General features: G+C 72.4%; 20 protein-coding genes and 1 pseudogene. 14 read left to right on the plus strand and 7 right to left on the minus strand.

Translation table 11 applies throughout. The annotated features are described in order from the left end of the window. Nucleotides 1–15: 15 nt before the first annotated feature. On the plus strand, nucleotides 16–1,065 hold the full coding sequence (recA, locus tag ABD990_RS27040; protein ID WP_345383571.1) for a recombinase RecA: 1,050 nt from the start codon (nucleotides 16–18) through the stop codon (nucleotides 1,063–1,065). Nucleotides 1,066–1,067: 2 nt separating this feature from the next. Beyond that, entirely contained in the window at nucleotides 1,068–1,979 is a 912-nt protein-coding gene (locus tag ABD990_RS27045; protein ID WP_345383572.1) for a regulatory protein RecX, read from the plus strand. Between the two features lie 81 nt (nucleotides 1,980–2,060). On the opposite strand, the gene ABD990_RS27050 is transcribed toward ABD990_RS27045, so the two are convergent. Further along, nucleotides 2,061–3,065 (minus strand): ABC transporter substrate-binding protein, encoded by a 1,005-nt coding sequence (locus ABD990_RS27050; protein ID WP_345383573.1) that lies wholly within the window; start codon nucleotides 3,063–3,065, stop codon nucleotides 2,061–2,063. 183 nt (nucleotides 3,066–3,248) lie between these two features. Between ABD990_RS27050 and ABD990_RS27055 the strand changes: the two genes are divergently transcribed. Beyond that, nucleotides 3,249–4,103 carry a MurR/RpiR family transcriptional regulator gene (locus tag ABD990_RS27055; RefSeq protein ID WP_345383574.1) on the plus strand — a complete coding sequence of 285 codons (855 nt, stop codon included), beginning with the start codon at nucleotides 3,249–3,251 and terminating at the stop codon, nucleotides 4,101–4,103. A gap of 9 nt (nucleotides 4,104–4,112) precedes the next feature. Here ABD990_RS27055 and ABD990_RS27060 read toward each other — a convergent pair whose 3' ends face one another. After that, entirely contained in the window at nucleotides 4,113–5,051 is a 939-nt protein-coding gene (locus tag ABD990_RS27060) for a LysR family transcriptional regulator (protein WP_345383575.1), read from the minus strand. A gap of 88 nt (nucleotides 5,052–5,139) precedes the next feature. On the opposite strand from ABD990_RS27060, the gene ABD990_RS27065 reads away from it, so the two are divergent. The 6 genes from ABD990_RS27065 (at nucleotide 5,140) to ABD990_RS27090 (ending at nucleotide 12,287) form a co-directional block, all read left to right on the plus strand. Then, nucleotides 5,140–5,874, plus strand: coding sequence for a succinate dehydrogenase cytochrome b subunit (locus ABD990_RS27065; protein ID WP_345383576.1), 735 nt, complete (start codon nucleotides 5,140–5,142; stop codon nucleotides 5,872–5,874). A gap of 1 nt (nucleotide 5,875) precedes the next feature. Next, entirely contained in the window at nucleotides 5,876–7,819 is a 1,944-nt protein-coding gene (locus tag ABD990_RS27070) for a fumarate reductase/succinate dehydrogenase flavoprotein subunit (protein WP_345383577.1), read from the plus strand. Continuing rightward, entirely contained in the window at nucleotides 7,816–8,574 is a 759-nt protein-coding gene (locus ABD990_RS27075; RefSeq protein ID WP_345383578.1) for a succinate dehydrogenase/fumarate reductase iron-sulfur subunit, read from the plus strand. The genes ABD990_RS27070 and ABD990_RS27075 overlap by 4 nt, the downstream gene beginning before the upstream one ends. 223 nt (nucleotides 8,575–8,797) lie before the next feature. Continuing rightward, the gene (locus ABD990_RS27080; RefSeq protein ID WP_345383579.1) at nucleotides 8,798–9,610 is read left to right on the plus strand and encodes a hypothetical protein; all 813 of its coding nucleotides are present in this window, start codon (nucleotides 8,798–8,800) and stop codon (nucleotides 9,608–9,610) included. A gap of 5 nt (nucleotides 9,611–9,615) precedes the next feature. Beyond that, on the plus strand, nucleotides 9,616–11,541 hold the full coding sequence (locus ABD990_RS27085; protein WP_345383580.1) for a fumarate reductase/succinate dehydrogenase flavoprotein subunit: 1,926 nt from the start codon (nucleotides 9,616–9,618) through the stop codon (nucleotides 11,539–11,541). Continuing rightward, complete coding sequence (locus tag ABD990_RS27090) at nucleotides 11,538–12,287, plus strand: succinate dehydrogenase/fumarate reductase iron-sulfur subunit (protein ID WP_345383581.1); 750 nt, start codon at nucleotides 11,538–11,540, stop codon at nucleotides 12,285–12,287. Before ABD990_RS27085 ends, ABD990_RS27090 begins: the two co-directional genes overlap by 4 nt. A 69-nt stretch (nucleotides 12,288–12,356) precedes the next feature. Here ABD990_RS27090 and ABD990_RS27095 read toward each other — a convergent pair whose 3' ends face one another. Then, nucleotides 12,357–12,740: a hypothetical protein gene (locus ABD990_RS27095; RefSeq protein WP_345383582.1), complete on the minus strand. Its 384-nt coding sequence runs from the start codon at nucleotides 12,738–12,740 to the stop codon at nucleotides 12,357–12,359. Between the two features lie 112 nt (nucleotides 12,741–12,852). Here ABD990_RS27095 and ABD990_RS27100 point away from each other — a divergent pair, with 112 nt between their 5' ends. Both ABD990_RS27100 and ABD990_RS27105 read left to right on the plus strand, forming a co-directional pair. Next, nucleotides 12,853–13,191 carry a hypothetical protein gene (locus ABD990_RS27100; protein WP_345383583.1) on the plus strand — a complete coding sequence of 113 codons (339 nt, stop codon included), beginning with the start codon at nucleotides 12,853–12,855 and terminating at the stop codon, nucleotides 13,189–13,191. A 170-nt stretch (nucleotides 13,192–13,361) separates the two neighbouring features. Then, nucleotides 13,362–15,362: a S9 family peptidase gene (locus ABD990_RS27105; RefSeq protein WP_345383584.1), complete on the plus strand. Its 2,001-nt coding sequence runs from the start codon at nucleotides 13,362–13,364 to the stop codon at nucleotides 15,360–15,362. A 17-nt stretch (nucleotides 15,363–15,379) separates the two neighbouring features. Here the strand turns inward: ABD990_RS27105 and ABD990_RS27110 are convergent, their stop codons facing one another. The 4 genes from ABD990_RS27110 to ABD990_RS27125 form a co-directional block, all read right to left on the minus strand. Further along, nucleotides 15,380–16,249 carry an amino acid ABC transporter permease gene (locus tag ABD990_RS27110; RefSeq protein WP_345383585.1) on the minus strand — a complete coding sequence of 290 codons (870 nt, stop codon included), beginning with the start codon at nucleotides 16,247–16,249 and terminating at the stop codon, nucleotides 15,380–15,382. Between the two features lie 148 nt (nucleotides 16,250–16,397). Then, the gene (locus ABD990_RS27115) at nucleotides 16,398–17,045 is read right to left on the minus strand and encodes an amino acid ABC transporter permease (RefSeq protein ID WP_345383586.1); all 648 of its coding nucleotides are present in this window, start codon (nucleotides 17,043–17,045) and stop codon (nucleotides 16,398–16,400) included. A 156-nt stretch (nucleotides 17,046–17,201) separates the two neighbouring features. Continuing rightward, nucleotides 17,202–18,092 (minus strand): glutamate ABC transporter substrate-binding protein, encoded by an 891-nt coding sequence (locus ABD990_RS27120; RefSeq protein ID WP_345383587.1) that lies wholly within the window; start codon nucleotides 18,090–18,092, stop codon nucleotides 17,202–17,204. A 31-nt stretch (nucleotides 18,093–18,123) separates the two neighbouring features. Next, entirely contained in the window at nucleotides 18,124–18,852 is a 729-nt protein-coding gene (locus tag ABD990_RS27125) for an amino acid ABC transporter ATP-binding protein (protein ID WP_345383660.1), read from the minus strand. 123 nt (nucleotides 18,853–18,975) lie between these two features. On the opposite strand from ABD990_RS27125, the gene ABD990_RS27130 reads away from it, so the two are divergent. From ABD990_RS27130 to ABD990_RS27140, 3 genes and pseudogenes are all read left to right on the plus strand, one after another. Continuing rightward, nucleotides 18,976–19,641: a response regulator transcription factor gene (locus ABD990_RS27130; RefSeq protein WP_345383588.1), complete on the plus strand. Its 666-nt coding sequence runs from the start codon at nucleotides 18,976–18,978 to the stop codon at nucleotides 19,639–19,641. A 12-nt stretch (nucleotides 19,642–19,653) separates the two neighbouring features. Beyond that, entirely contained in the window at nucleotides 19,654–21,066 is a 1,413-nt protein-coding gene (locus tag ABD990_RS27135; RefSeq protein WP_345383589.1) for a sensor histidine kinase, read from the plus strand. Between the two features lie 345 nt (nucleotides 21,067–21,411). Next, a pseudogene (locus tag ABD990_RS27140) lies at nucleotides 21,412–22,083 on the plus strand (AMP-binding protein); the annotation flags it as partial. Between the last annotated feature and the right edge of the window lie 962 nt (nucleotides 22,084–23,045).

Raw genomic sequence — 23,045 nt, forward strand, 5'->3', positions numbered from 1 at the left:
GAGCGAGGTAGTCAGATGAGCACTCCCGACCGCGAGAAGGCGCTCCAGCTCGCCCTCGCCCAGATCGAGAAGAACCACGGCAAGGGTTCGGTGATGCGCCTGGGGGACGACACGCGCCCGCCGATCGGCGTGATCCCCACCGGGTCGATCGCGCTCGACGTGGCGCTCGGCGTCGGCGGCCTGCCGCGCGGCCGGGTCGTGGAGATCTACGGCCCGGAGTCCAGCGGTAAGACCACCGTCGCGCTGCACGCGGTGGCCAACGCGCAGGCCGCGGGCGGCACGGCCGCGTTCATCGACGCGGAGCACGCGCTGGACCCGGAGTACGCCAAGGCGCTCGGCGTGAACACGGACGAGCTGCTGGTCTCGCAGCCGGACACCGGTGAGCAGGCGCTGGAGATCGCGGACATGCTGATCCGCTCCGGCGCGCTGGACGTCATCGTCATCGACTCGGTGGCCGCGCTCGTGCCGCGCGCCGAGATCGAGGGCGAGATGGGCGACAGCCACGTCGGTCTGCAGGCCCGCCTCATGAGCCAGGCGCTGCGGAAGATCACCGGTGCGCTCAGCGCCTCGGGCACCACCGCGATCTTCATCAACCAGCTGCGCGAGAAGATCGGCGTGATGTTCGGGTCCCCCGAGACCACGACCGGTGGCAAGGCGCTGAAGTTCTACGCCTCCGTCCGGCTGGACATCCGGCGCATCGAGACCCTCAAGGACGGCACCGACATGGTCGGCAGCCGGACCCGGGTCAAGGTCGTGAAGAACAAGGTGGCCCCGCCGTTCAAGCAGGCGGAGTTCGACGTGCTGTACGGCGTCGGCATCAGCCGCGAGGGCTCGCTGATCGACGTGGGCGTCGAGCAGGGGATCATCCGCAAGTCCGGCGCCTGGTACACGTACGAGGGCGACCAGATGGGGCAGGGCAAGGAGAACGCCCGCAAGTTCCTCAAGGAGAACCCCGACATCGCCGCGGAGATCGAGAAGCGGATCAAGGAGAAGCTCGGGATCGGCGCGGTGCTCGACGCCGACGCCGAGCAGGTCGAGCCGCTGCCCGCGCCCGTCGACTTCTGATCATGGCGAGCTCCGGCGAGGATCGGGGCGGGCCGCCGCTCCGGTCCGGACCCGCCGGGCGCCGGATGTCGCCCGAGGATCTCGAGCCGGCACCGCGGGAGGCGGTCCCGGTCGTCTCCTTCGACGACCTCGAACCCGGCTCGCCCGCCGCTCACGAGGCTGTCGAGCTCGGGGAGCTCGGGGCACCGGCGGAGCGGGCCACGATCCTCTCGATCGAGGACCTGCGGATCCGCCGGGACAGGCGGAAGGGCGCTCCGGGCCGCCGCGGACCGGGCAGTGGGGCGACGGGCCCCGCGCCTGCCGAGGGCGACGCCGCGGCCGGCACCCGAGCGCGCCGCCGCGGCGTGTCGCGCGGGAGCGAGGCCGCGGAGGCCGGACCCGCGCAGGACGAGCGGACCCCGGAGGAGCAGGAGGCGGCGGCCAAGGAGATCTGCCTGCGCCTGCTCACCGACCGCGCCCGCTCGAAGCACGAGCTCGCCACCGCGCTCCGGAAGAAGGGCGTCGCCGGCGAGATCTCGGAGAAGGTCCTCGAACGTTTCGACGAGGTCGGCCTCATCGACGACCAGGCCTTCGCCGACGCCTGGGTCCGCTCGCGACACCGGGCGCGGGGCCTGGGCCGCCGGGCGATCGCGCAGGAGCTGCGGCGCAAGGGCGTCGCCAAGGAGGTCGCCGACACCGCACTCACCGAGGTCGACGACGCCGCCGAGGAGCAGCGCGCCCGCGAGCTCGTCGACCGCCGCCTCCGCGGTGTGACCGTGTCCGGACCGGAGGACCGCCAGAAGGCCGGCCGCCGCCTGCTCGGCATGCTCGCCCGCAAGGGCTACCCGCCCCCGATCGCCTACCGGGTCGTGCGCACCGCCCTCGCCGAGCACGGGGCCGACGAGGACGAGCTCGGCCCCGCCGACCTCGACTGAACCCCGGCGGCCGGGCCTGCCCGGCTCGACCGGACCGCCGGCGGCCCGGCCTGCCCGGCCGAGCAGCCGGGCCGGGACCGTTCAGCCGAGCAGGCGGGCCAGGTCGTCGAGCACGAGGTTCGCGCCGGTCGGGCCGAGCCCGAGGAACCACACGCTGTCGTCGACCTCCTGGGCGCGTCCCGCCTGCACCGCGGGGATGCGGGACCACAGGTCGCCGTTGACCACGGCGTCCTTCCCGGTGGTCGTCGGGTCGCCGTAGCTGGAGTAGAAGATCCGGTCGCCCGCGGCCTGGTCGATCCGCTCCTCCGAGATCTCCGTGGCGAGCTCCTCGATGTCCTGCACCGGCGGCCGCGGGAGGCCGACGTCGTGCAGGATCACGCCGATGAAGGAGAGGTTGCCGTAGAGCCGGAGCCTGCCGGGCATGAAGCGGACCAGCGAGATCGTGGGCGGATCGCCCGCCAGCGCGGCGCGGACCTCGTCGGCCCGGCGCTGGTAGCCGTTGAGCAGGTCGACCGCCTTCTGCTCCTCGCCGAGCGCGGCGGCCGCGAGCCGCAGGTTCTCCTTCCACGGGAAGCCGGGGCGGATGCTCAGCACGGTGGGGGCGATGGTCGAGAGCCGGTCGTAGAGCTGGTCCACGCGCAGCTGGCTGCCGAGGATCAGGTCCGGCTCCAGCGCCGCGACCGCCTCCAGGTTCAGCGGGTCGAGCGTGCCGAGCCGGGCGGCGTCGCCGACCTTCGACTCCAGATAGGTGGGCACCTTCCCGTCCGGGCTGGCCAGGCCGACCGGGGCCACCCCGAGGGCGAGGACGTCGTCGAGCTCACCGGTGTCCAGGACGACCACCCGGGTGGGCCTGGCCTCGATCCGCGTGGTCCCGCGGGCGTGCGTGACCGTGCGGGGGAACACGCCGGGCCCGACGTCGGCACCCAGCGCCGCGGTGGCGGCGTCGGCGGTGGAGAAGCGGGCACCGCCCGTGGCGACCTCGGCGTTGCCGGAGCCGGTCGGCGAGGGCACGGGCTGTGCGCACGCCGCGACGAGCCCGAGCAGGAGCACCGGCAGCAGCGCGCGGCGCAGGGTGAAGCGGGACATGGAACCTCTCCGTGGTGCGGGGGAGGTGGTGGGTGGTGGTGTCAGCCGGGACGTCGGGGAGGAGCCGTGGCGAGGTGCTCAGCCGGCGCCCGGCCGGGCGGCGAGAAACCCGACGGTCGTCATGTCGTGGACACTACAGTGGCGCGAGCAGTCGATGTAGTGGCTACTACAGGGGGCGGTGCGATGCCGGACTCGCTCGAGGCGCGGATGCGGCGGGTGCGGCTCACGGACGCCGAGCAGCGCGTCGTCGACTACCTGCTGGCCCATCCGCGCCAGGCGATCCTCGCGACCGCCGAGCAGATCGCGGGGGGTGCGGGCACCAGCGACGCGACGGTGGTCCGGACGGCCCGGACGCTCGGCTTCGCGGGGCTGCCGGAGCTGCGGCAGAGCCTCACGGACCGGGTGGTCGACGCGACGGGTCCCGCCGCACAGGTCCGGCGGGTGGCGGCGGACTCCTCGGCGGGCCTGCTCGAACGCGTCTTCGCCGAGGCCGTGGAGCGTCTGGCGCGCACCGCCGCGGCGATCGACGGGGAGGCCTTCTCCGCCGCGGTGGCCCTGCTCGCCGCCGCGGGTGAGGTGGTCGGTTACGGGATCGGGCCGTCCGAGCTCGTCGCACGGGCGCTCGCGCTGCGGCTGACCCGCCTCGGCCGTCGGGCCCGGGCCACCGGCGCGGTCGGGTTCCGGCTGGCCGACGACCTGGTGGGCCTCGGGCCGGACGCGGTGGTGGTGCTCTACCTCCCGGCCCGCCGCACCACCGACGCGGAGGTGGTGCTCGGCCACGTCCGCGCCGTCGGCGCCCGCTCTGTGCTGGTGACGGACACGCTGGGGCCGGCGCTGGGGGATCGCGCGGACGTCGTGCTCGACGCGGTGCACGGTCTGGGCGAGCTGACGGGGGAGGGGCTGACCGCCGCGGTCCTCACGGACGCGCTGTGCCTCGCCGTCGCGGCGGAGGACGAGCCCTCCGTGGTCGCGGCCGACGAGACGCTGACCCGGCTGCGTGCCGAGCTGAACCGGGACGCGTCCCGGCGGAGCCGCTGACCGGGCCTCTCACTCCTCCGCCCGGCGCAGCACCTGGACGTCGGCGGAGAGGCCGCCCGTCGCGGCGACCGATCCGATGTAGGCGAGCAGGGTGTCGATGAAGGCCTGGGCCGCGTGGGTGGGGGCGATGTCGGTCCGGCGGGCGAGCGCGACCGTCCGGTACAGCGGCGGGGTCAGCACCGTGCGGCGCAGCCGGGGGCGACCGGCGAACACCAGGTCCGGCACCACCGCGACCCCGGTGCCGGCCTCGACGAGCCGGAGGACGGCGTCCATCTCGCCGCCCTCGACCGCGAACTTGGGCGTGACGCCGGCGGCGCGGTAGGCGTCGAGTGTGACCTCGCGGAGGTCGTAGCCCTGCCGCACCATGACCAGCGAGCGCCGGGACAGTTCGGCCACCGTCATCGACCCGCGGGAGGACGGCGGGCGGCCGGAGCGCGGCGAGGCGACGGAGAGCCGTTCGCGCAGGAGGGGCAGCGTGTGCAGCGCGGGATCGACGCCGGAGGGCGGCACGATGACCAGCGCGACGTCGAGGGCGCCGCGGGCGAGGTCGCGCACCAGGGACTGCGAGCCGTTCTCGGCCAGCTCGAGGTGGACCTCCGGGTGCCGCTCGTGGAAGAGGCGCAGCACGTCGGCGAGCAGGCCGATGCACATCGAGGGGGTCGCGCCGACCCGCACCCGGCCCGTCCGCAATCCGACGAGCTCGGCGACCGAGGTCCGCGCCAGGTCCATGTCGGCGAGCATGCGGCGGGCGAGCGGCAGCACCGCCTCCCCCGCGGGGGTCAGCGTGACGTCCTTCCCGCGGTTCACCAGGGGTGCCCCCAGATCGTCCTCCAGGGCCCTGAGCTGCCGGGAGAGTGTGGGCTGCGCTACACCGACGAGATCGGCCGCCCGAGTGAAGCTGCGCACGTCGGCGACCGCCACGAAGTACGCCAGCTGCTGAAGTGTCACGTGTATAGCGTACGTGCATAGATCATGCCGACTCCATGCATTGGACGCTCGGACTCCTGAGTAGTGCACTGGCCGCGTGGCGACACAGGTGTCTAACAGGGGCTCGGCAGGCAAGAAGGCCCCGGCAAACTCCGCGGCGGCGCCCGCGCGGTCGAGGAAGCCGCGCATCCCCGCCGTCCTGCTCAAGTTCGTGATCGCGGTCAGCTCGGTCCTGCTGGTGCTCTACCTCGTCGTGCACATGCTCGGCAACCTGCAGATCTTCTTCGGGCCCGAGAACATCGACGGCTACGCGGTCTGGATCCGGACGATCCTCGAGCCCCTGCTGGGCAACGAGGGCTTTGTCTGGGTGATCCGGGTCGTCCTCACGCTGGCGGTCGTCGGGCACATCTGGGCCGCGACGGTGCTGGCGCTGCGGGCGAAGAAGGCGCGCCCGGTGAAGTACGTGGCCGGCAACAAGGTGAAGGGCAACTACACGACCCGCACCATGCGGTGGGGCGGCGTGATCATCCTGCTCTTCGTCGTCTACCACATCCTCGACCTGACGACCGGGACGCTGAACCCCAACGGCGAGCACCTGGCCGTGTGGGACAACGTGCACGCGGACTTCGCCCCGAGCCGCTGGTACGTGACGGTCTGGTACCTCGTCGCCCTGATCGCGCTGTTCCTCCACCTGCGCCACGGGCTGTGGAGCGCCGTCCAGACCTTCGGCTGGAACAGCAACAAGCGCGAGCCGATCCTGAAGGCGATCGCCACGGGTTTCGCCGGCGTGCTGATCGTGGGCTTCATGATCGTCCCGATCTCCGTCACCCTCGGATGGATCTGATATGAGCTTCTCCGACTACACCGTCGGCGCTCCCGTCGTCGACAAGGCCGCTCCCGACGGTCCGATCGAGACGCGGTGGGAGCGCCGCAAGTTCGGCGTCAAGCTGGTCAACCCGGCCAACAAGCGGAAGGTCCACATCATCGTCGTGGGCACCGGCCTGGCCGGCGGCGCCGCGGCGGCGACCCTGGGCGAGGCCGGCTACCAGGTCACCTCGTTCTGCTACCAGGACAGCCCGCGGCGGGCGCACTCGATCGCCGCGCAGGGCGGCATCAACGCGGCGAAGAACTACCGCAACGACGGCGACAGCGTCTACCGGCTGTTCTACGACACGGTGAAGGGCGGCGACTTCCGCGCCCGCGAGTCGAACGTGCACCGGCTGGCGGAGATCAGCCGGCAGATCATCGACCAGTGCGTGGCCCAGGGCGTCCCGTTCGCCCGTGAGTACAGCGGCCTGCTGGACACCCGCTCGTTCGGTGGTGTGCAGGTCTCCCGCACGTTCTACGCCCGCGGCCAGACGGGCCAGCAGCTGCTGCTCGGCGCCTACCAGGCGATGGAGCGGCAGGTGAACGCCGGCACCGTCACCGTCCACTCGCGCCACGAGATGCTCGAGCTGATCGTGGTCGAGGGCCGGGCGCGTGGCGTCGTCGTGCGTGACATGGTCACCGGCGAGATCGAGAGCCACCTCGCCGATGCGGTCGTGCTGGCCACCGGCGGCTACGGCAACGTCTTCTACCTGTCGACGAACGCCAAGGGCTCGAACGTCACCGCCACGTGGCGGGCGCACCGCAAGGGCGCGCTGTTCGCCAACCCCTGCTTCACCCAGATCCACCCGACCTGCATCCCGGTCTCCGGCGACCACCAGTCGAAGCTGACCCTGATGTCCGAGTCGCTGCGCAACGACGGCCGCGTGTGGGTCCCGAAGCAGATCGGCGACACCCGCGACCCGCGGGAGATCCCGCACGAGGAGCGCGACTACTTCCTGGAGCGGAAGTACCCGTCGTTCGGCAACCTGGTCCCGCGTGACATCGCGTCGCGTGCGGCGAAGGAGGTCTGCGACGAGAAGCGCGGCGTCGGTCCCACCGGCCTGGGCGTCTACCTCGACTTCGACGACGCGATCCAGCGGCTCGGGCGCAAGGCCGTCGAGGCCAAGTACGGCAACCTCTTCGAGATGTACGAGCGCATCACCGGGGAGAACCCGTACGAGGTGCCGATGCGCATCTTCCCCGCGGTGCACTACACGATGGGCGGGCTGTGGGTCGACTACGACCTGCAGAGCACCATCCCGGGCCTGTACGTGGCGGGCGAGGCGAACTTCTCCGACCACGGAGCCAACCGGCTCGGCGCGTCCGCGCTGATGCAGGGCCTGTCCGACGGCTACTTCGTCCTGCCGGTCACGATCGGCGACTACCTGGCGTCGAACAAGCTGGCGCCGGTGGCACCGGACGACCCGGCGGTCGTCGAGGCGGAGACCGAGGTGCGCGAGCGCATCGAGAGGCTGCTGTCGATCAACGGCACCCGGACCGTCGACTCCTTCCACCGCGAGCTGGGCCACATCATGTGGGACTACTGCGGCATGGAGCGCACCGAGGACGGGCTGCGCAAGGCGCTCGAGCTCATCCCCGAGCTGCGGCGCGAGTTCTGGAACAACGTCAAGATCCCGGGCACCGGCCAGGAGCTCAACCAGAGCCTGGAGAAGGCCGGCCGCGTGGCCGACTTCCTCGAGCTCGGTGAGCTCATGTGCCTGGACGCCCTGCACCGCAGGGAGTCCTGCGGCGGCCACTTCCGCGGCGAGAGCCAGACCGAGGACGGCGAGGCGCAGCGCGACGACGAGAACTTCTCGTACGCGGCCGCGTGGGAGTACACCGGTCGGGGCTCGGCCCCGGTGCTGCACAAGGAAGAGCTCGAGTTCGAGTACGTCCACCCGACCCAGCGGAGCTACAAGTGAAGGTCAACCTGCGTGTCTGGCGGCAGCGCGACGCCGTCGACAAGGGCCGCATGGTCGAGTACGTCGTCGAGGACGCGACCGAGGACATGTCGTTCCTCGAGCTGCTCGACGTGCTGAACGAGAAGCTGATCCTCTCGGGCGAGGAGCCCGTCGCGTTCGACCACGACTGCCGCGAGGGCATCTGCGGCTCGTGCAGCATGGTCGTCGACGGGCACCCGCACGGCCCCGAGAAGGCCACCACCGTCTGCCAGCTGCACATGCGGAAGTTCCACGACGGGTCCACCATCACCGTCGAGCCGTGGCGGGCCGGCGCGTTCCCGGTGATCAAGGACCTGGTCGTCGACCGCAGCGCGTTCGACAAGATCATCCAGGCCGGCGGCTACATCTCGGTCAACACCGGCTCGGCCCCGGAGGCGCACGCCACTCCGGTGCCGAAGGCCAACGCGGACCGCTCGTTCGCCGCGGCGAACTGCATCCAGTGCGGCGCCTGCGTGGCGGCCTGCCCCAACGGTTCCGCCTCGCTGTTCCTCGGCGCGAAGCTGACCCACCTCGGCGAGCTGCCGCAGGGTCAGCCGGAGCGCTGGGAGCGCGTGGTCAACATGGTCGAGACGCACGACGACGCCGGCTTCGGCGGCTGCACCAACACCGGTGCCTGCGCCACGGCGTGCCCGAAGGAGATCCCGCTCGACGTGATCTCCCAGCTGAACCACGACTACCTGAAGGCGACCGTCGGCGGGCGGCGCAAGAAGGCCTGACGGCCCGCTCCGGCGGCCCGACAACCGAACACGGACGAGCCCGATTCCCCAGGTGGGGGTCGGGCTCGTCGTGCTGCGTGAGGGCGCCGCCACGGAGTGTGACGTCCGTCTCGACTACCCATTTGTTCCCGACCTGACACTTCCCGCGTGTGACCCACGTCGTACCCTCCGTGTGATCCGCACTGCAGGCAATGACGCCGGAGAAGACGGGGACAACGACGACGTGTCATCCACCACTGACATCGCCGATCAGCGGGGCGCGGGCCGGGCCCGGATCGCGGCGCGGACGCTCCGCACCGACCGCTGGTGGCTCCCACCGTTGCTCAACGTGGTCGGGCTCGGGGCGTGGGTCCTCTACGCGACCGTCCGGGCCTTCATGCAGGAGTGGTACTTCGTCGCGGAGTACAACTACCTGACGCCGTTCTACTCGCCCTGCGTGTCCTACGGCTGCGTCGAGCAGGCGGCGCACTTCGGCCGGTTCGTAGCGGACGTGCCGTGGCTGCCGTACGCCTTGATCAGCCTGCCGTTCCTGCTGCTGTTCCGGCTGACCTGCTACTACTACCGCAAGGCCTACTACCGGGCGTTCTGGGCGAGCCCGCCGGCCTGTGCGGTCGCCGAGCCGCACGGCAAGTACACGGGCGAGACCCGCTTCCCGCTGATCCTGCAGAACCTGCACCGCTACTTCTTCTACATCGCGGCCCTGATCTCGGTCGTCAACACCTACGACGCGATCCTGGCGTTCATCAAGGCGGACGGGAGCTTCGGGCTGGGCCTGGGCAACATCATCCTGCTCGCCAACGTGATCCTGCTGTGGGCGTACACGGTGTCCTGCCACTCCTGCCGCAGCATCGTCGGCGGCCGGCTCAACCACTTCTCCCGGCACCCGCTGCGGTACCGGGCCTGGACCTTCGTCACCAAGCTCAACGGCAAGCACATGCAGCTGGCGTGGATCACGCTGGCCAGCCTCGCGATCACGGACGCCTACGTCATGTGCGTCTCCGCGGGCTGGATTCCCGACCTGCGGATCGTGGGGTGAGACCGATGACCGACCAGACCGACCGCACAGTCGAGCAGCACGCGTACGACGTCGTCGTCATCGGCGCCGGGGGCGCCGGCCTGCGCGCGGCGATCGAGGCGAGGTTGCAGGGCAAGCGGGTCGCGATCATCTCGAAGTCGCTGTTCGGCAAGGCCCACACGGTGATGGCCGAGGGCGGCTGCGCCGCGGCGATGGGCAACGCGAACCCGAACGACAACTGGCAGGTCCACTACCGCGACACCATGCGCGGCGGGAAGTTCCTGAACAACTGGCGGATGGCCGAGCTGCACGCCAAGGAGGCGCCCGAGCGCGTCTGGGAGCTGGAGACCTACGGCGCGCTGTTCGACCGCACCAAGGACGGCAAGATCAGCCAGCGGAACTTCGGCGGGCACACCTACCCGCGGCTGGCGCACGTCGGCGACCGCACCGGGCTCGAGCTGATCCGCACCCTGCAGCAGAAGATCGTGTCGCTGCAGCAGGACGACCACAAGGTGACCGGGGACTACGAGTCCCACCTGCGCGTCTTCCACGAGTGCACGATCACGGAGCTCTTCACGACCCCGGACGGCCGCATCGCCGGCTGCTTCGGCTACTTCCGCAACGACGGCCGGTTCGTTCGGTTCGACGCCCCGGCGATCGTCATGGCGACGGGCGGCGTCGGCAAGAGCTACCAGGTCACCTCGAACTCCTGGGAGTACACCGGCGACGGCCACGCGCTGGCCCTGCGCGCCGGCGCGACGCTGATCAACATGGAGTTCCTGCAGTTCCACCCGACGGGCATGGTCTGGCCGCCCTCGGTGAAGGGCATCCTCGTCACCGAGTCGGTCCGCGGCGACGGCGGCGTGCTCCGGAACTCCGAGGGCAAGCGGTTCATGTTCGAGTACGTGCCGGACGTGTTCAAGGAGCAGTACGCCACCACCGAGGAGGAGGCGGACCGCTGGTACACCGACCCGGACAACAACCGCCGGCCGCCCGAGCTGCTGCCGCGCGACGAGGTCGCCCGGGCGATCAACTCCGAGGTCAAGGCCGGGCGCGGCAGCCCGCACGGCGGCGTCTTCCTCGACATCGCCTCGCGACTCAAGCCCGAGGAGATCCTCAAGCGGCTGCCGTCCATGCACCACCAGTTCAAGGAGCTGGCGGACGTCGACATCACCAAGGAGCCGATGGAGGTCGGCCCCACCTGCCACTACGTGATGGGTGGGATCGAGGTCGACCCGGACACCGGGATGAGCTCGGTGCCGGGCCTGTTCGCGGCGGGCGAGTGCTCCGGCGGCATGCACGGGTCCAACCGGCTCGGCGGCAACTCGCTGTCCGACCTGCTCGTCTTCGGGCGGCGGTGCGGGCTCGGCGCGGCGCAGTACGCGGACGCGCTCGGTACCGTCCCGCAGGTCGCGCCCGGGGACGTCGAGGCGGCGATCGACCGGGCCCTGCTGCCCTTCTCCAGCGCGACGGACGGCGGCGAGAACCCGTTCGTGGTGCAGCTGGAGCTGCAGAAGACCATGCACGAGCTCGTCGGGATCATCCGCAAGGCCGACGAGATGGAGATGGCGCTCAAGAAGCTCGAGGACATCGCCACGCGCACCCGCACCGTCAGCGTGGAGGGGCACCGGGAGTTCAACCCGGGCTGGCACCTCGCCCTGGACCTGCGGAACATGCTGCTGGTGTCGCTGTGCGTGGCCAAGGCGGCGCTGGAGCGGCAGGAGAGCCGCGGCGGGCACACCCGGGACGACTTCCCGGTGATGGACTCCGACTGGCGGCACGTCCTGCTGGTCTGCTCGGCGCTCGGCGAGGACAACATCGAGCTGACCCGCAAGGAGCAGATCCCGATGCGGCCCGAGCTGTTCGACCTGTTCGAGCTCGACGAGCTGAAGAAGTACTACACCGGCGAGGAGCTCGGCGGGCACCGCGCCGACCAGGGGGAGAAGGCGTGAGCACGCACTGGCACCACTTCCGGGTCTGGCGCGGGGACGCCGAGGGCGGCGACCTCGTCGACTACCCGGTCGAGGTCAACGACGGCGAGGTCGTCCTCGACATCATCCACCGGCTGCAGCAGACCGAGGCGGGCGATCTCGCCGTGCGGTGGAACTGCAAGGCGGGCAAGTGCGGCTCGTGCTCGGCGGAGATCAACGGCCGGCCGCGGCTGATGTGCATGACCCGCATGTCGACCTTCGCCGACGACGAGGTCGTCACCGTGACCCCGCTGCGCACCTTCCCGGTGATCCGCGACCTGGTCACGGACGTGGAGTTCAACTACGTCAAGGCGCGCGAGGTGCCGGCCTTCGCGCCGCCGGCCGGGGTGGCGCCCGGCGAGTACCGGATGCAGCAGGTCGACGTGGAGCGGAGCCAGGAGTTCCGCAAGTGCATCGAGTGCTACCTGTGCCAGAACACCTGCCACGCGGTGCGCGACCACGAGGAGAACAAGGAGGCCTTCTCCGGCCCGCGCTACCTCATGCGCATCGCCGAGCTGGACATGCACCCGCTCGACGCCGCCGACCGCCGCGACACCGCGCAGGAGGACCACGGCCTGGGCTACTGCAACATCACGAAGTGCTGCACCGAGGTCTGCCCCGAGCACATCAAGATCACCGACAACGCGCTGATCCCGATGAAGGAGCGGGTCGTGGACCGCAAGTACGACCCGATCGTCTGGCTGGGCAACAAGCTCTTCCGCCGCTGACATGAACGAACGGCGCTCTCGCTCACTAGATGTGAGCGAGAGCGCCGTTCGTTCAGGATTTCGTGGAGGTCAGAGGCCCATGGACCGGCGGATCTCCTCGAGCTTGTCCTTGGCCTTGCGTTCCCGGTCGGCGAACTGCTCGTCGGCGGTGCGGGCGGCCTCGGTGTCGCCGGCCAGCTCCTGCCAGCCCGCGGCCGTGGCGGCGCGGCCCTCGATCTTGTCCCGGACGTAGTCCAGCGTGGGCACGCCCTCGTCGGTGTAACCGGTGGCGGGCGGGGTGCCGGGGGCGGGCGGGGCGGCGGGCACCGGCGTCGTCTCCTCGACGATCTCGGCGTCGATCGGCTCGGCGTCGCTCGACTCGGCACCGGCGGCCGGGGTGAGCCGGTTCGGGTCCGCGTCGACCGGCTCGGGCGTCGCGTCGTCGGCGGGGCGTGGGTCGTCGGGCCGGCTCATGTCGGTGCCTCCTGTCCGCGCGGTCGCCCCCACGCTACGCGGCCCCGCACCTCCCGGGATCGGGGTCGACCCCGGCTCTCGGCGCCCGGACCCCGACGGGAATCCTTCGCCCGTGACGCGTGTGCGGGAACTCGTGGTGGTCTACGACGTCGCCTGCCCGCACTGTTCGCGCATCGCCCGGGAGCTCCCGGACTGCGTCACGGTGCAGGTGCGTGTGCGCGCCTGCACCGAGCCGCGGCTCGCCGAGATCTACCCCAACCTGCCGGCGGCCGTCGCGGGCTGCCGCACGCCCGCCGTCGGCGTCCTGCGCACGGACGGGCAGGTGCGCTGGTGGACCGGCCTGTCCGGCGCCGTCGGGATCCTGCCCGTGCTGCGGCCGGGGGAGTTCCGCCGCGCCGCCGGGTTGCTGCGCACCGCGGCCCGGGTGCGCCGCCGGCCACCGGCGGCGTGACGGCACCACCCGACACCACGCGGCACCGTCACGACCCCACCCCCTACGGCACCACCCGGCACCACCGCGGCGCTGCCACGACCCCACCCCGCCACCGCGCCGCACGGCACCACCGCGCCGTTCGCGGCGGGTGATCGCGGAGTGTCGGTGGCGGGCACTAGCGTTGCGGCGTGACCTCCGCGCACACCGCTCCCTCCACCCCGGGTCGGGACGACCCGGCCGCCGTGCTGCCCTTCGGCTCCTGGCCGACCCCGATCACGTCCGAGCTCGTCGTCGAGGCCTCGGTGCGGTTGTCCGGCGCGCGGACGGACGGGGACGCGGTGATCTGGGCCGAGGCGCGGCCCACCGAGGGCGGGCGCACCCAGCTGGTCCGCCGCACGCCCGACGGGGCCACCACGGACCTGCTGCCCGAGGGGTTCGACGCGCGCACCGGCGTCCACGAGTACGGCGGCGGCGCCTGGTGGGTGCGGGAGGGGGTCGTCTGGTTCGCCAACTGGACCGACCAGCGGCTGTACCGGCTCGCGCCCGGCGGGGCACCCGAACCGCTCACCCCGGAGCCGGCCTTCCCCCGGGCGGACCGCTACGCCGACGGGTTCGTCACGCGGGAGGGCTCCGCGATCCTCGCCGTCCGCGAGCGCCACGCGTCCGAGGGCGGCGCCGCGGCCGTGCGCAACGAGATCGTCCGGCTGGCCGCGGACCGGCCGTCGGAGCCGGAGGTGCTGGTCAGCGGGCCGGACTTCGTGACCAGCCCGCGGCTGTCGCCGGACGGGGTGCGCCTGGTCTGGATCCAGTGGGACCACCCGTCGATGCCGTGGGACGACACGGTGCTGATGGGGCGCAACCTGCAGACCGGGGACGAGGCGGTCATCGCCGGCGGGCCGGGGGAGTCGGTCTCGGAGCCGTCCTGGCAGCCGGACGGCTCGCTCTGGTTCCTCTCCGACCGCACCGGCTGGTGGAACCTCTACCGCTGGCGGCCGGGGCACGACATCGAGCCCGTCGTGGTGCTCGACGCGGAGATCGGCGTCCCGGGCTGGCAGCTGGGCAGCTCGCGCTACGCGGTGCTGCCGGGCGGGCGGGTCGTGTTCGCGCGCTGGAGCAAGGGCTACGACGGGCTGGCGGTCCGCGAGCCGGACGGCGGGTTCACCGAGCTGGACCTGCCCTTCTCGGCCGTCGCCTCGGTCGTTCCGTACGGCGTCGGCAGTGTGCTCGTCGTCGCCGGGACGCCCACGGAGGAGCCCGGCGTGCACGTCGTGAGCGTCGACGGCGACCTGGAGACCCTGCGTGCGCCGCGCGAGCTCGGCATCGACGACGGTTTCCTGTCCGTGCCCGAGGCGGTCTCCTTCCCGTCGGTCGACGGCGGGGGCACACCGCGCACCGCGCACGCGCTGTACTACCCGCCCGCCAACCCGGGGTTCCGGGGGCCGGAGGGCGCCCTGCCGCCGCTGCTCGTCGTGATCCACGGAGGGCCCACCGCGGCGGCGTTGCCGGTGCTGTCGGTCGGGGTGCAGTACTGGACCAGCCGTGGCTTCGGCGTCGTCGACGTCAACTACGGCGGCTCCACCGGCTTCGGGCGGGCCTACCGGGAGCAGCTCAAGGGCGCGTGGGGCATCGTCGACGTCGCGGACTGCCTGGCCGCGGCCCGGTACCTGGCGACGACGGGGCGGGTCGACGGCGCGCGGCTGGCGATCCGCGGCGGCTCGGCCGGCGGGTACACCACCCTGGCCGCGCTGGCACGCGAGGACACCCCCTTCTCCGCAGGGGCGGACCACTTCGGGGTTGCCGACCTGGAGGCGCTGGCCGCGGACACGCACAAGTTCGAGAGCCGCTACCTCGACGGGCTGGTGGGGCCGTACCCGGCGGCCCGGGAGGTGTACCGCGAGCGCTCGCCGATCCACCACGTCGAGCTGTTCCGCACCCCGCTGATCGTGCTGCAGGGCGCGGAGGATGCGATCGTGCCGCCGAACCAGTCCGAGGCGATCGTCGACGCGCTCCGCGCCCGGGGGGTGCCCGTGGCGTACCTGCTGTTCCCGGGCGAGCAGCACGGCTTCCGGCGCTCGGAGAACATCCGCCGCGCCCTCGACGCCGAGCTGAGCTTCTACGCCCAGGTGTTCGGCTTCGCGCTGCCCGAGGCCGAGGGGATCGAGCCGGTGCGGGTCGAGAACCTCCGGTAGGGCTGCTCGGGGGCGTCCTACAGGGTCGCCGCGAACTCCTCCTCGCGCTCCGCCTCGCGGGCCTGCGCCTCGCCGCCCCGCGGGCTCCGGCGCAGCCGCCTCTCCAGCAGCTTGGACAGCCCCGACAGGATCAGGCACATCGCGATGTAGATGACCGCGACCACCATCGCGACCTGCAGGATCGGGGCGCCGAGCTGGCCCTGGCTGCCGAGGAAGCGCGCCTGGTAGAGCAGCTCCTGGTACAGGATGATGAAGCCGAGCGCGGTGTCCTTGAGCACCACGACGAGCTGGCTGAGGATCGTCGGCAGCATCGCGCGCAGCGCCTGCGGCAGCAGCACGTTCGTCATGACCTGGGTCTTGCGCAGGCCCAGCGCGTAGGCCGCCTCGGACTGCCCGCGCGGCAGCGCCCGCACCCCCGCCCGGAACACCTCGGCGAGCACCGAGCCGTTGTAGAGCATCAGGCCCAGCACCACGGCCCAGTACGCCGAGATGTTCACGCCGAGCCCGCGCGAGACGCCGAAGAACAGGATGAAGATCAGCACCAGCAAGGGGACGGCGCGGAAGAACTCCACGACCACCGTCGACACGCGACTGATCCAGACGTGGTCGGACAGCCGGCCCGCGGCGAACACCGCGCCGAACAGCAGCGCCAGCACCGCGGCCGCCGCGAACGCCTTCAGCGTGTTCCCCAGCGCGCCGAGCAGCAGGTACTGGATGTTGACGTAGGTGATCCAGCTCCACAGCCGCGGCTCGAACTGCCCGGTCACCGCGAAGCGGTAGATCACGAAGCCGACGAGCCCCAGCACGACGAGGGTGCCGACGACACCGAGCAGCGTGTTGCGCGCCCGGGCCCGGGGGCCGGGGATGTCGTAGAGGACGGCGGTCACGAGGCGCTCCCGGGGTGCGGCACGGACGGGGCGGGACGGTTCCGGACGGAGTGCGTCGCGCGGGCCCGGAGGGTGCTCGTCGCGCGGGCGTGAGCGGCGCTCATCGCGCTGTGCCGACGGGCGCTCGTCGCGCGGTGTCGACGGGCGCTCATCGCGCGGTGCTCCAGCGCCGGTCCAGGTTGCGCTGCAGCAGCGTCAGCGGCACGACCAGGATGAGGAAGCCGATCGCGACCCAGACCAGCCCGACGAAGACGTTGGCGCCGCGCTCCGACAGCGCCTGGTAGATCCCGCCGGCCTCGGTGACCGAGAAGCCGGCGGCGATCGTGGTGTTCTTGAGCAGCGCGATCTGCACGTTGGCCAGCGGCGGGACGACGTTGCGGACCGCCTGCGGGAGCACGACCTGGGAGAGCGTCTGGGTGAAGGTGAAGCCTAGGGCCCGCGAGGCTTCGGCCTGGCCGACCGGCACCGTGTTCACCCCGGACCGGATCACCTCGCAGACGAAGGCGGCCGTGTAGAGGATCAGGCCGATGCAGGCGCGGGTGAAGAAGGAGAGATCGGCGATCTCCAGCCGCGGGTACGCGAACGCGAAGAAGAAGATGACCAGCGTGAGCGGCGTGTTCCGCAGGATGTTGACGTAGACCGTGCCGAACGCCCGCAGGATCGGCACGGGGCTGACGCGCATCGCCGCCAGGATGGCGCCGAGGACCAGCGAGCCGACCGCGGACACGACGAACAGCTGGATCGTGCCGAGGAAGCCCCGGGCGTAGAGGTCGATGTTGTCCAGCAGGACGTTCACGGCGGGTCCCACCCTTCCGGCGGAGCGCTCGAACGGACACGGCCCGGGGCGGGCCCCGCTGAGTCGATCAGCGGGGCCCGCCCCGGCGCGGTCGGTGTCGGATCACTTGGGGACCACTCGCGGATCCTCACGGATCCGGTCGGGTCCCGGTGCGGATCAGTACCGCTGCAGCGCCGGCGGCGAGGCCGGCGAGCCGGACTTGCCGAGGGTCTCGTCGTAGATCCTCTGCCAGGTGCCGTCGTCGTAGGCGGCCTGCAGGATGTCGTTGATCTTGCCGCGCAGCGCGGCGTCGTCGCGGTTCAGGCCGATGCCGTAGGGCTCGCTGGAGAAGGTCTCGCCGACGACCTTGAGCCTGTCGGGCTGCTGCGCGGCGTAGCCCTTGAGGATCGCGTCGTCCGTGGTGACGGCGTCGACCTGGTTGGACAGCAGCTGGTCCACGCACTGGGTGTAGGTCTGGAACTCGACGATGTTGGTCGGCTCGGTCAGGCCCTGGTCGCGCACCCGCTGGATCGGCGTCGAGCCGGTCACCGAGCAGACCTTCTTGCCCTTGAGGGTGTCCTTGCCGGTGATCGCGGTCTCGTCGGCGCGCACGAGCAGGCTCTGCCCGGCGACGAAGTACGGGCCGGCGAACGACACGCGCTGCTTGCGGTTGTCGTTGATCGTGTACGTGCCGACGTAGTAGTCGACCTCGCCGCGGGAGATCGTGTCCTCGCGGGCCGCGGACGGCACCGTCTTGTAGTCGATCTTGTCCGTGCCGTAGCCGAGCTTCGCGGCGACGAGCCGCGCCATCTCGATGTCGAAGCCGGAGTACTCGTTGGTGGTCGCGTCCTTGAAGCCCAGGCCGGGCTGGTCGTCCTTGACGCCGATCACCACGCGGCCGCGCTGCTGGATGGCCGCGAAGGTCGCCGAACCGGGGACCTGCACGTCGGCCGCCGGGGCCTCGGAGACCACGGGGCCGGTGGAGCCGCCGGGGCTCCCCGACTGGCCGCAGGCGGTCAGGGTGAGGGCGGCCGCGGCCAGCCCCACCACGAGGGCACGCAACTTCATCGGAACTCCTGTCGGTTCGAGGGGAGCGGCGTCAGTGGGTGAGGATCTTCCCGAGGAAGTCCTTGGCGCGATCGCTCGACGGGTTGGTGAAGAAGTCGTCCGGCGTCGAGTCCTCGACGATCTCGCCGTCGGCCATGAAGACGACCCGGTTCGCGGCGCGGCGGGCGAAGCCCATCTCGTGGGTGACCACGAGCATCGTCATGCCCTCCTTGGCGAGGGTGGTCATGACGTCGAGCACCTCCTGGACCATCTCGGGGTCCAGTGCGGACGTCGGCTCGTCGAAGAGCATGACCTTCGGGTCCATCGCCAGCGCGCGGGCGATCGCCACGCGCTGCTGCTGGCCGCCGGAGAGCTGGGCGGGGTACTTGTCCTTCTGGTTCGCGATGCCGACGCGCTCGAGCAGCCGGACCGCGTTCTTCTCGGCTGCCGGCTTGTCCTGCCGGCGCACCTTGACCGGCGCGAGCATCACGTTCTCGAGCACGGTCTTGTGGGCGAACAGGTTGAAGCTCTGGAAGACCATCCCGACGTCGGCCCGCAGCCCCGCCAGCGCCTTGCCCTCGGCGGGCAGCGCGCGGCCGTCGACCTCGATCGTGCCGGAGTCGATCGGCTCCAGCCGGTTGATCGTGCGGCACAGCGTGGACTTGCCCGAGCCCGAGGGCCCCAGCACGACCACGACCTGCCCCCGCTCGACCTCGAGGTTGATGTCCTTCAGCACGTGCAGCTCGCCGAAGTGCTTGTCCACCGCGGCCATGCGGATCATGGGGGTGTCGGTCACGGTCGGCCTCCAGGCATGGCGGGACGCTAGGACGATTCGGACAGGCGAGTCCACCACCTTGGGCAAGCTTTAGGGTTTCTATCGAATAACAACCTCGGAGGGACCCGCGTGCACATTCTGCTCGTGGAGGACGACGACCGGGTGGCGGCGGCGCTGCGCCCCGCCCTGCACCGGCACGGCATGACCACCACGCGGCTCGAACACGGCCGCGGCGCGGTCGACCACCTCGCCGGTGTCGACGTCGTCCTGCTCGACCTCGGGCTGCCCGACGCGGACGGTGTCGACGTCTGCCGGGCGATCCGGCAGACGAGCGACGTCCCCGTCATCGTGGTGACCGCGCGCGGGGACGTCGAGGACCGGATCGTCGGCCTGCACTCCGGGGCGGACGACTACGTGGTCAAGCCCTACGACGTCGGCGAGCTGGTCGCGCGGATCCACGCCGTGCAGCGCCGCCGCGGCCCGAGCGAGGGGGAGCAGGCCGACCGGGTCGTCACGACGGAGGACGGCGTCGCCATCGACCTCGGCCGGCACACCGTGACGGTCGACGGTGCCGAGGTCACGCTCACCCGTAAGGAGTTCCAGGTCCTGGCGCTGCTCGCGGCCGCCCGCGGCACGGTGTGCACCCGCACCCGGATCGTCGCCGAGGTGTGGGGGCGGAGCTGGCCCGGCGCGAACCGGACGCTCGACGTGCACGTGGCCACGCTGCGCACCAAGCTCGGCCGTCCGGAGCTGGTGCAGACCGTGCGCGGCGTCGGGTACCGGCTCGGCGGCTGAGCGGGGCGAGGCGTGCGCACCCGGCTGCTCGTCATCGTCTGCGTGCTGGTCGGGCTGCTCGCCCTGGGGCTCGGTGTCCCGCTGGCGGTGTCGAACTCGCGGGCGACGCAGCAGGAGCTGTTCATCGACCGGCTCACCGACACCATCTACTTCGCCTCGCGCGCGCAGCGGCCGATCACCGAGGACACCGCGTCCGGCCTGCGCGAGGAGATCGCCCGCTACGACGAGGTCTACGGCGTGGCGGTCACCGTCGTCGACCGGGCCGGGCGGGTCGTCGCGGCCTCGCGGGCCGCGCCGCCCGAGCTCGACGCCGACGGCCGCGAACGACTGCAGGTCGCCCTGGCCAGCCGTCGCTCGGCCGCCCCGCCGCTGATCATGCCGTGGGACACGCGGCCGCTGGTGCTCGCCGAACCCGTGCTGGTCGACGGCGAGGTGCGCGGGGCGGCGATCACGGTGTCCCCGACGGACGCCCTGCGCGCCGCCGAGATCCGGGTCTGGTCGCTGGTGGCGGCGCTGGTGCTCGCGGCGCTCGCGCTCGGCGTGCTGGTCGCGGTGCCCGTGACCCGCTGGATCCTGCGGCCGGTCCGCCGGCTCGACGAGGGCACCGGCCGCGTGACGCGCGCGGTGCTGGCCGGGCGCCCGGCCGAGCCGGTGTCCGACGGGTCCGGCCCGCCCGAGCTGCGCCGGCTCACCCTCTCCTTCGACCGCATGGCCGAGTCGGTCGGCCAGGCGCTGTCGACCCAGCGCGCGTTCGTCGCCGACGCGAGCCACCAGCTGCGCAACCCGCTCACCGCGCTGCGCCTGCGGCTGTCCAACTTGGACGGACGCGTCGGGGGCGCCGCCGCGGAGGAGCACGTCGCCGCGATGGAGGAGGCCGAGCGGCTCTCCGGGGTGCTCGACGGGCTGCTGGCCCTGGCCCGCGCGGAGCGCGACGCCGGCGTGGACCGGGAGGTCGACACGCCGGTCGACCCCGCCGTCGAGGACCGCCTCGACGCCTGGCGGCCGCTCGCCGAGCACACCGGTCTGCGGCTGCTGCGCGGCGGCGTGCGCGGGCTGCGGGTGCGCATCGCGCCCGGCGGCATCGAGACCGTGCTCGACGCCCTGCTGGACAACGCCGTGAAGTTCACCCCGTCCGGCGGCACCGTGACCGTCACGGTCCGCCCGGTGCGCGGCTCGGAGCCGCCGCTGGTCGACGTCGCCGTGCTGGACACCGGCCCGGGGATCCCGCCCGAGGAGCTGGAGCGGGCCACGGACCGGTTCTGGCGCTCACCGGGGCAGAACAACGTCGAGGGCTCCGGGCTGGGCCTCGCCATCGCCGCCCGGACCGTCGAGCTGGCGGGCGGCTCGCTGGTGCTGGAGCTGCCGCCCCGCGGGGGTTTGAAGGTGGCGGCGCGACTGCGGCGGGCCCCGGGACCGGAAGCGTGACGAATCCTGTCCTTCCGGACTATTGCCAAGGTCAGGCTCACCACATCTGATGTGAGTATGACCGAAACGCCGGGGTTCGCCGGAGCCCTCGCGCGCCACGGCGGGCGGCCGGCGGTGCTCGTACCGGGCGGGGAGAGCCTGAGCTACCGGGAGCTGGCGGCGCGTGCCGACGCGCGGGCGGCGGAGCTCGGGGGCGGACGGAAGCTCGTCGCGGTGGTGGCGGGCCCCGGGATCGAGCCGGTCGTCACCTACCTGGCCGCCCTGCGGGCCGGTCACGTCGCGCTGCTGGTCGGTGACGACCCCGTGCGCACCGAGCCGCTGCTCGCGGCGCACGACGTCGCGGTCATGGTGCGGTCGGAGGGGGACGGCGTGCGGATCGAGGAGCGCGGGCCCGGCCCGGTGCTGCACCCCGACCTCGCGCTGCTGCTGCCGACCTCGGGCTCCACCGGCTCGCCGAAGCTGGTCCGGCTGTCCGCGCGCAACCTCGCCGCGAACGCCGAGTCCATCGCCGGGTACCTGCCGATCCGGCCCGGCGACCGGGCGCCGCTCACCCTGCCGCTGCAGTACTGCTACGGGCTCTCGGTGGTGAACAGCAACCTCGCGCGCGGGGCCACGGTGGTGCTGCCGGACCGGTCCGTCGCCGACCCGGCCTTCTGGACCGAGTTCGAGGAGCTCGGCCTCACCAGCCTGCACGGCGTCCCGTACACGTTCGACCTGCTCGACGCGACGGGCTTCGCCGAACGGGCGCTGCCGTCGCTGCGGTACGTCACGCAGGCCGGCGGGCGGTGGGACCCCGCCGCGGTCACCCGGTACGCCGCGCTCGGCGCGGCGCGCGGCTGGTCGCTCTACGTCATGTACGGCCAGACCGAGGCGACCGCGCGGATGGCCTACCTGCCGCCGGAACGTGCCGCAACGGCGCCGTCCGCGGTCGGGCTGCCGGTGCCCGGCGGTGCGTTCAGCATCGAGGGACCGGGCCCCGACGGCGTCGGCGACCTGGTCTACCGGGGCGAGAACGTGATGCTCGGCTACGCCCGCAGCGGCGCGGACCTCGCGCTCGGGCGCACCGTCGACCACCTGGAGACCGGTGACCGGGCCCGGCTGCGACCCGACGGTCTCCTCGAGATCACCGGGCGGGCGGCGCGGTTCGTCAAGCCGTTCGGGCTGCGGGTGGACCTCGACGAGGTGGAGCGGATCATCGCCGGGCAGGGGACGCAGGCGGCGGCGACCGGCGACGACCGCGGCCTGTCCGTCGCGGTCGTCCGCGGCGACCCGGCGGCGGTGGCCGACCTGCTCGCCGAGCGGCTCGGGCTGCCGCCGACCGCCGTCCGGGTCGCCGCGGTCGACGCGATCCCGCGGCTGCCCAACGGCAAGGTCGATCTCGCCGCTGTCGCCGCGGCGGCCCGGGAGCACCCGGCGCCGGCGGCGGAGCGGCCGGCCGCGGGGCCGGACCCGGTCCGGCGGGCCTTCGTGGCGGTCTTCCCGGGCCGCACGATCGCCGACACGGACACCTTCGTCGGGCTCGGCGGCGACTCGCTGCGCTACGTCCAGACCGCACTGCGGCTGCAGCGTACGGTCGGGGCGCTGCCACCGGACTGGCCGGAGCGCACGGTCGCGGAGCTGGCCGCGCCGGCCCGGGCGGCCGGCGCGCGGCCGGTGCCCCGGCGGTGGCTGCCGGTGGAGACCCCCGTCGTCCTGCGGACCGTCGCGATCGTCCTGATCGTGGGCTCGCACGTCGGGCTGTTCCGGATCCTCGGCGGCTCGCACGTGCTGCTGGCCGCGGCGGGCTGGGCGTTCGCGCGGTTCGCCCTGGCGCCGCCCCGGCCGTCGCGCACGATCCTGCGCACCGCAGGCCGGATCGCCGTGCCGAGCGCGCTGTGGGTGGCCTGGCGGGCGACCGTCGCCGAGGACGTCGACTGGTACAACGCGCTGCTGCTGAACTACGTGATCGACCCGGAGGCCTGGGGGTACTGGTTCGTCGA

The organism is Pseudonocardia yuanmonensis (assembly GCF_039542425.1).
GTDB classification, from domain to species: domain Bacteria; phylum Actinomycetota; class Actinomycetes; order Mycobacteriales; family Pseudonocardiaceae; genus Pseudonocardia; species Pseudonocardia yuanmonensis.